This window comes from Streptomyces sp. NPDC086989, assembly GCF_044745505.1.
Taxonomy (GTDB): domain Bacteria; phylum Actinomycetota; class Actinomycetes; order Streptomycetales; family Streptomycetaceae; genus Streptomyces.
On the sequence record NZ_JBIVAL010000024.1, the window covers coordinates 24,931 to 32,148 of the forward strand.

Sequence of the window (7,218 nt, forward strand, 5' to 3'; positions counted from 1 at the left end):
CCCTCAAGGGGCCGTCCCCGCTGCCGTGCTGTCTACTGCTGATCGTTCTGGCAGCGGTACCAGTCGTCTGGCTGGTGCTGGCCATACGAGGCGTGGTGCAGTAGAGGTCAAGCGTGTGGCTGCGGCTCGCCGGCCGCGAGATGCTGCGGTGTCAACTGCAGCATCTCTGGCTCGTTGGGCAGGGCGCCGCCAAGCCTCGAGGGGAGACCAGTCAGATGCCTGCACGCGAGGGTACGGCGTCCGCACGTCCGTAGCCGAGCACCCGGGGCAGGACTTGTCGAAACGTGAAGGTCTTCGGCCGGCGCTTCGATGACGGCGCCGATCTCGCTGTCGGTGCAGAGAAGCCACGCTCCGACATGCCGCTACGGAGTCGGGGCGTCGCCTTTGTGCGCGGCGTGCAAGGAGGCGCGGAAGGCGCAGTACGGGGGCTGACCGTGTCCGAGTTCCCCGCACCGTCGCGTCTTCAGTTCCTGCGGTTCCTGGGAAAGGTGCAGCTCCAGGACTTGCAGCGCACACGCGACTGGATCGCCGTCGAAGAGCAGCGCGTGGCGGCCGAGGCCGTACGAAGGCCTGCGCCGCCGCCCCCGGAGTGGCTGATCGAGCGTGGTATCGGCGTGGGCCGGCTCCCGGTGCGTCCACGCTGGAGACTGCTGGGACACCCGTAAGCGCTGCACGGCCATGACCTTGGACGAGGCGCGGCGCGCGCTCGCCGAAGGCGTCCCCGGCTGCCCGCACTGCCGGCCTGATGCCGCCCTGGGCATCGAGTAGCTCCGTCACCGGGCCGGCAATCGGCAAGTGCCGCGGCCTGTTCACGGGATTCAGGGGGTGGTGCGTTGCTGGTCGGTGCGGTGGGCGAAGGCGTGGTCGGCGCGGCGGCGGTCGTAGACGGCCTCGGGCCGGATCCCGGCCGCCAGAGCGGCCTGGCGCAGCGCCACGCCGGGGCGAAGGGCACGGAAGAAGGCGTCCCAGTCGGAGGCCCCGGGTGCCCGGTCCGGGGTGCGGGGGTGGGCGTGGTGGGCGGTGTCCATGGCTGCGGCGAAGGCGGGGTCGCGTTTGCGGCGCTGGTAGATGACCGCGGTGGTGATGCCGACCTCAGCCGCGGCCGCCGTGACCGACAGGCCGGCTTCCAGGTGGTCGAGGAAGACGCGGCGTCGCTCGGGGGTGAAGCGGGGCGCCCGCGCCGGTGCCGGCTGTCCGGAGGCGAGGTTCCCGGCCGCGTCGCATGCCCGCGCGAAGGCCGGGTCCTCGCGCCGCCAGTGACTGGCCTTGCCCGCGCCGTCGAGCAGGATCTGCGCGGCAAGGCTCGGCGTGCAGCCCAGAGCGAGGAGCCGCAGGTACTCGGCGCGCTTGATGACCCCGGTGGCGCCGGGTTCCTCGGGATCGGTGCCCGCCAGGAGCAGCGCGAGCGCGGTGTCGGTGCGGGCCGCGGTGAACACCTGCCGCACCCCCAGACCCGCGGCCTCGGCGGCCGTGGCCACGGCCTGCCCGTTCCGCAACCCGTCGAAGAGCGTTGACCGCTTCCGGTCGGACAGGACATCAGGCATGACCGCACGCTACGGGCCACCTCACCGGTGCACCCCGCGACAGGCCGAGGGCGTAAGGGCAGTCGGGGGCGGTTCGGCTATTCCCTGGCCCCGCTTGCCCGCGCTGCGAAGCGCATCGGGTGAGCAGACCGCGTACCTGAGCACGGGGTAGGGCTTCAGCTCTCAGACCTGTTGTCAGTGGTGCGGGGCAGCATTGGCAGGATGATTTTCCGCACGCAGGGGGGGACCATGGGCGCGGCAGCGCACGTGTATGTAATGAGCCACCCGACCTACAGGGCACCCAAGGTGGGAGTGGCTGGCGGGAAGGGCAGACAGACCGCTCGTATCGATCAGCACGTCCGTGAGGGCTGGCTTTTGTACCGCGCGATGCTGTTGCCAAGCAGACCCCACGCTGGAGCCGTCGAGAAGGCAGTACTGCACGAACTGCGCGTCGTACGCGGCTTACCCAGCGTTCTCACCTCGGCTGAGATGCCTCAATGTGGTTGGACCGAAACGGTGTCCGCGGAAGCGATCCGGCCCTCAGAACTGTGGCAACTGGTGGTGAAGTTCGCAGAGTCCGTGCCTGACATGACGCCGCCTGTAGTCCGCATCCCGCATCCCCGGGCAAGCCGACAGGACTCTAAAACTGAAGATCGCTGGCCAGAGAGAGTGCAGGAGTGGCTGGCAAAAAATTGGGCGGCCGTGCGACAAGGCGCTGTCGTCCGGACTCGGGTGCGCTGCCCCACCTGCGGTCCCGACTGGTGGGGTGACCCTCAGGAGACGGCTGGTTGGACAGACGGCTTATGCCGATACTGCGCTGCGGAGCGCGCAGAGGATCTGGGTCGGCCAGGTCGGGTGATGGTGATGTACCACCGCGGCCACGCGGCCTCGCTCGTGCAGGCTGTTTCCGCTTCCGAAAGGGGTGCTGCCCTCACCGACAAACACCGGGCACAAGGCTGGCGGCTCCATGCGGCACTGCGCTGCCACGAACTGCATGACGCCATTCAAATCGAGCAGAGGGCCTTGCACCGTCTCAGCGACGACGGGCTCCAGCCCTTCGTGCCGCCCGCCCTCATGCCGCAGTTCGGGAGTGATAGCACTGTAGACGCCCGATGGATGCCTCCCGACGCTCTGTGGAGCCTAGTCAACGTTGAGGCAGCACTACGCCGCGTCACGCGAGACAAATACGACTACCTGTGGCAGGCGGAGGAAGAAGCCGACCGAGACATCAGCTGGGTCGCACGTCTGCCAGCCTCCAGGGAGGAACGCCGCCGCCGGGACCTTCAAGCATTCCTCGGCCCGTTCCGACCCGGTGCTCCCTGGTGGGAGGGAGTGGTTGATGAGACCCGGGCTGCAGAGTACGAGTTGTACGAGTCGCTCCGACGGCTTCCGCGCACCAAGGCGGAACGTCTCCGACGGGAGACCGCCACGCGCGGGGCTCACCCACCTGTGATTCCTCCGGGTAGGCACCAGCCACCGTCAGTGATGGAGTCCAGAACAGTCCTGGGGACGGGCCCGGTATACGCGGGCAGTAAACGCAGCAGGCCCGGACCAGGTGGTCCGGGCCTGCTGCCGTGTGGGCGGTTTTGTCAGCGGACCGCCGCGACAGTGTCGTTGAGGGCGTCGCGGTGACGACGGGCGACGGAGCGCGGGCCGATGAGCAGGGCCCAAGTCCTCGCGCTCGCCTTCGACGGCTACAGCGACAAGGACGTCGCCACCATCCTCGACATCACCACCGACTCCGTCCGGTCGCACCGCCGCCACGCCCGCAAGCAACTCGCCCTCGACCCCACCCCCCTGTTCCCACAGGACTGAACTCGACCCAGCCAGCCCGCCCGCGGCCCCGGACCACCGTCCGGGGCCGCCCCCATACCCGTACACGGCCAACGCCTTCCCCGACTCCACCGGAACGCGGCCGTCAGGGCGAGAACGGCGGCCAGGCTCTTCCGCCCAGGGACCCCGGGTCGGCAGGGCGTCCACGCTGCCGCCCGTCGGCTCACTCATCCGTCGGGCCATCGTCGGCCAGCTCCGTGATGCGGTGGCGCAGCCCGACGAGGTGGAGTGCCGGTCGCAGGTCTGCGTTGCGCGCTTCCCGCACCCCGCGACTAGGCCAGGGCTGGCCGCGGCGTTACGACCTGCGGGGGCCTTGACCCCGGGCGGCGACCAGGACGACGAACCAGACCGCGACGGCCACCACGGTCACCGACTCGGCGCGAGCTGACGGGCAGGCTTGTGACCGCATACTCAGTGGACCAGGCGGGACAACTTTGGGCCCGTCTCTCTCACACGCGGCGTCTTCTGGAGCGCGTCGGGTCGGCGTCAGTAGCGCTTGAACAGAACCGAGTTGGAGACCTTCCGCGCCCCGTTGGGCAGTGTCAGGAGTGATCCGTCCGGATTGCGGTTCTCACTCAGCTGGCGGTAGGCGAAATCGTCCGTGAGAACGACGTAGATGGTGCGGGCGGAGCCGGGCTCGGACGAGGACAGGTGGACATCGAAGTTGTAGGTGCCAGGCCGGCCGAGATCATTCTTGGGGTAGTAGTTGGTGTGCGGGACGGGCTTGCCCACGCCGTCGAGCTGCACCATCCAGGTCAAGTGCCAGCCGGCTTTCAGGTTGCAAGTGACTTTGGCGGTGAGGGACCCCTCGGAAGCGACCATCAGCTGCTTGGGCTCGATGGTCACATCGTGTCCTGGCGTGTCACCGCAGTCCGGCAGGGTCTGGTCCGGGCTGGCCGTGGGCGGGCCGCTGGAGGGCAGGCCGAGGTGCGGTCCGGAGACGGAAGGTGCGGGGTTTTTGTCCTGGTGGTCGTTCTTGTTGCTGAAGACGCCGTTCCACAGGCCGAAGACACCGGCCATGACGCCAGCGATGACCACCCCCGCAATGGTGAGGATCCCGGTCTTCGCGATGTCGGTCCGAGCGTTCCACCACGTGCTGACCCAGCTCATGACTACCCCCAGATCCTCCGGCACCCGAACATCCCCCACATGGGGTGACATCGAAGCGCCGGCGTACAGGGCAGGAAGCCTGCCCCCACGACCAACAAAATAACAACCCTCTGTAATGGGTCAGCTACAGGAGAATCCCGGTTCGGTCAGGCCCACCCTCCCGCTCGCTGCCCGCCCGGACGCAGCGCCATACGGACGACCCCCTCCTACCGTGGGATCGCCGGGTGCGCCCGCAAGCTGGCGCACCGCAACAACCGCGCCGCCCAGCCGGGACCGCAGCCGTATCAGGTCGGACAGCTCCGCCACGTACTTGAACCGGTCAAGGAGAAGACCGATCCGCTGATCGTCCCCCTCCCTGACCGCTGCCGTGATGGCGTCGATGAGCCGTTCCGGGTCCTGAGGCATGCGGCAAGTCTTGCCACCGGCCCGGAGACCCATGCATGGCCATGACCATCCCGCCGTCGAGAGGCTCCGCTGTAATCGCACGAGGCAGCTGTCCCACGGCCTGGCCGCCGCATCATCTACGGCCAGGCCCCAGCGGAGCTTCACCGCCGTTGTCCACTCCGCCCCGAAGGACAGCGCATACGGCAGCCGCTGCGGGGGGGGTGCCCCTATCTTTTTGGTCAAGGGAAACGGGGCTGCGTTGAGTCGGTGAGACGGGCAGCATGGCGGTGTGGCTGATCTTCTGTGGGATGACGTGAGGTGCTTCTTCGACCCGGACCTGATGGGGTCCTTGCCGGACGTGCGTGTCCCGGATTGTTCGGTGGAGGGCTGGCAGGCGGTCCTCGATCTTGTCGAGGCGAGGGGCTGGAAGTGCCAGTACTCCGAAGGCGAGACGGTGCTGCCGGTGCCTCGGGCGGAGAGCGTGCTCGCCCGTCCGGCGGACGCTGAGTGCCCGAGCCTGCGGGTCTGGCCGGCGGCCGAGGTGCTGGCGATCTTCCGTTTTCTTGACGACGGGGTCATCGACTTCGACGTTGACCTGCGGGAGTTGCAGGGCCAGGAACGACTCGATGTGTTCTGCGGCTTCCTCCGGGAGACCGGGCGGTGCTTGGGCAAGCCGGTCCTGATGGATCCAGAGGGCGACTACGGCCATCCGGTGGTCGGTTTCGATGTTGAGGCCGACCGGGTCGTCCTCCTGGCTGAACCGCTGGTCACGTGACCGCGGCCGACGGCCGCGGTTCGTAGAAGGTTCCGTCGCGGAGCATCGCGAAGAGGACATCGGACCGTCGTCGGGCGAGGCAGAGCAGGGCCTGGGTGTGGTGCTTGCCCTGGGCGATCTTCTTGTCGTAGTAAGCCCGCGATGCCGGGTCGCCCAGGGCGGCGAACGCGGAGAGGAAGAAAGCCCGTTTCAGCTGCTTGTTTCCCCTGCGGGAGGGCTGTTCGCCGCGGATCGAGGAACCGGAACTGCGGGTCGCGGGGGCGAGTCCTGCGTAGGCGGCGAGGTGTCCGGCGGTGGGGAAGGTGCTGCCGTCGCCGACCTCGATCAGGATGCGGGCTCCGGTCCTGACGCCGATTCCCGGCATGGACGTCAGGACCTTCGAAAGAGGGTGGTCCTCCAGCAGTTCCTCGATCCGCCCGGCCAGCAGTTTCCGCTGGTCAAGGACGGCGGCCAGGGACCCAGCCAGGCTCGGGACGATCAGCGCGGCAGCCTCGGTCCCCGGAACCACGACGGTCTGTTCGTCCAGGGCGGTGAAGATGTCCTCGACCAGCCGCTCTGCCATTCTCGGGGCCTTCGGCCGTAACGGCGTGACCAGGCGGCGTCGGCCGGCCTTGCGGATCTGGGCCGGTGACCCGAAGCGTTCAAGCAGTGTGAGGACGGCCGGGTGCTGCAACCGCGGCCCCAAGACCCGTTCCAGCGAGGGATGGATCTGGGTCAGCAGGCCGTGGAGCCGGTTCGCGACCCTGGTGGCCTCGCCGGCCAGGTCGTCGTCGAACCCCACGATCATCTCCAGCTCGGCAATCGTCTCGTCCTCGCCGTCGATCGCCCGCAGCGTGTGAGGCATCGCCCGGGCGGCGTCCGCGATGATGAACGCGTCCCTCGCATCCGTCTTGGCCTCGCCCGGGTAGAGGTCTGCGATCCGCCGCATCGTCAGTCCGGGCAGGTAGGCGACCGGGCAGCCCATGTCCCGCGCCACCGCGAGCGGCAGGGCGCCGATCGAGGCCGGCTGGTCGACCACGACCAGCACCGTTCCGTGCTTGGCCTTCAGCTTGGCGAAGAGCTCGCGGAGCTTGGGTTCGGTGTTGGGCAGGCGCTTGTCGAACGCCTTCTTCCCGGCCGGGGTCACCGCAGTGGCGTGGTGTTCGCCCTTGCCGACGTCCAGGCCGAGGAAGACGTCAATGTCTCCGGTGTCGATCACGTGCAGGCCCCTCCATCACGCTTTCGTCCGGCCTTGCCTCGGCACCGAGCTGCCACACCCACGTTACGGAGAGCTCATCCGGTCCGGGTGAGACCGGTGCTCAAGCCCCTCATCAGCGGTCCGTCGATGCCTCTGGGCCCGGTGACACCACCCCCCGGATCATCAACCGCAACAAGGGGGGGAAGTCATGCCGGACCCGAAGGCCGGTAGCCCCATTGCGGAGCCACGAAGACGGTAACGGGGGGGGAGCCCCCCTCTTTCCGTCTCAGTCGAAAGGGCCGGGGGGGGGGGGGGCGGGGGGGGGGGGCGCCCCCCCCCCCCCCCGGGGCGGGGGGGGGGGGGGGCCCCCCCCGGGGGGGGCGGGGGGCGACCCCCCCCCCGACTATCGGGGGCGC

General features: G+C 68.9%; 8 protein-coding genes. 4 read left to right on the forward strand and 4 right to left on the reverse strand.

The genetic code is table 11. The features are described 5' to 3' along the window. Positions 1-284: 284 nt before the first annotated feature. The gene (locus ACIPK4_RS36240) at positions 285-665 is read left to right on the forward strand and encodes a hypothetical protein (protein ID WP_402321130.1); all 381 of its coding nucleotides are present in this window, start codon (positions 285-287) and stop codon (positions 663-665) included. A 13-nt stretch (positions 666-678) separates the two neighbouring features. Next, complete coding sequence (locus tag ACIPK4_RS36245) at positions 679-768, forward strand: DUF6233 domain-containing protein (protein WP_402321133.1); 90 nt, start codon at positions 679-681, stop codon at positions 766-768. Positions 769-818: 50 nt separating this feature from the next. On the opposite strand, the gene ACIPK4_RS36250 is transcribed toward ACIPK4_RS36245, so the two are convergent. Next, positions 819-1,544 carry a hypothetical protein gene (locus ACIPK4_RS36250; protein WP_402321136.1) on the reverse strand — a complete coding sequence of 242 codons (726 nt, stop codon included), beginning with the start codon at positions 1,542-1,544 and terminating at the stop codon, positions 819-821. A 1,635-nt stretch (positions 1,545-3,179) separates the two neighbouring features. Between ACIPK4_RS36250 and ACIPK4_RS36255 the strand changes: the two genes are divergently transcribed. After that, positions 3,180-3,338, forward strand: coding sequence for a LuxR C-terminal-related transcriptional regulator (locus ACIPK4_RS36255; RefSeq protein ID WP_402321138.1), 159 nt, complete (start codon positions 3,180-3,182; stop codon positions 3,336-3,338). A gap of 504 nt (positions 3,339-3,842) precedes the next feature. On the opposite strand, the gene ACIPK4_RS36260 is transcribed toward ACIPK4_RS36255, so the two are convergent. After that, positions 3,843-4,466, reverse strand: a complete 624-nt coding sequence (locus ACIPK4_RS36260; RefSeq protein ID WP_402321140.1) for a hypothetical protein — start codon at positions 4,464-4,466, stop codon at positions 3,843-3,845. A gap of 120 nt (positions 4,467-4,586) precedes the next feature. After that, positions 4,587-4,871 carry a hypothetical protein gene (locus ACIPK4_RS36265; RefSeq protein ID WP_402321143.1) on the reverse strand — a complete coding sequence of 95 codons (285 nt, stop codon included), beginning with the start codon at positions 4,869-4,871 and terminating at the stop codon, positions 4,587-4,589. 268 nt (positions 4,872-5,139) lie between these two features. Here ACIPK4_RS36265 and ACIPK4_RS36270 point away from each other — a divergent pair, with 268 nt between their 5' ends. Then, the gene (locus tag ACIPK4_RS36270) at positions 5,140-5,625 is read left to right on the forward strand and encodes a hypothetical protein (RefSeq protein ID WP_402321145.1); all 486 of its coding nucleotides are present in this window, start codon (positions 5,140-5,142) and stop codon (positions 5,623-5,625) included. Here the strand turns inward: ACIPK4_RS36270 and ACIPK4_RS36275 are convergent. Further along, positions 5,618-6,823, reverse strand: a complete 1,206-nt coding sequence (locus tag ACIPK4_RS36275) for an IS110 family transposase (protein ID WP_402321148.1) — start codon at positions 6,821-6,823, stop codon at positions 5,618-5,620. The genes ACIPK4_RS36270 and ACIPK4_RS36275 overlap by 8 nt on opposite strands. Between the last annotated feature and the right edge of the window lie 395 nt (positions 6,824-7,218).

What these genes read in the sequence shown, in the direction of transcription:
- ACIPK4_RS36250 (WP_402321136.1), bottom strand. Translation starts at nt 1,544, where the DNA reads ATGCCTGATGTCCTGTCCGACCGGAAGCGGTCAACGCTCTTCGACGGG.
- ACIPK4_RS36265 (WP_402321143.1), bottom strand. Translation starts at nt 4,871, where the DNA reads ATGCCTCAGGACCCGGAACGGCTCATCGACGCCATCACGGCAGCGGTC.
- ACIPK4_RS36245 (WP_402321133.1), top strand. Translation starts at nt 679, where the DNA reads ATGACCTTGGACGAGGCGCGGCGCGCGCTCGCCGAAGGCGTCCCCGGC.
- ACIPK4_RS36260 (WP_402321140.1), bottom strand. Translation starts at nt 4,466, where the DNA reads ATGAGCTGGGTCAGCACGTGGTGGAACGCTCGGACCGACATCGCGAAG.
- ACIPK4_RS36255 (WP_402321138.1), top strand. Translation starts at nt 3,180, where the DNA reads ATGAGCAGGGCCCAAGTCCTCGCGCTCGCCTTCGACGGCTACAGCGAC.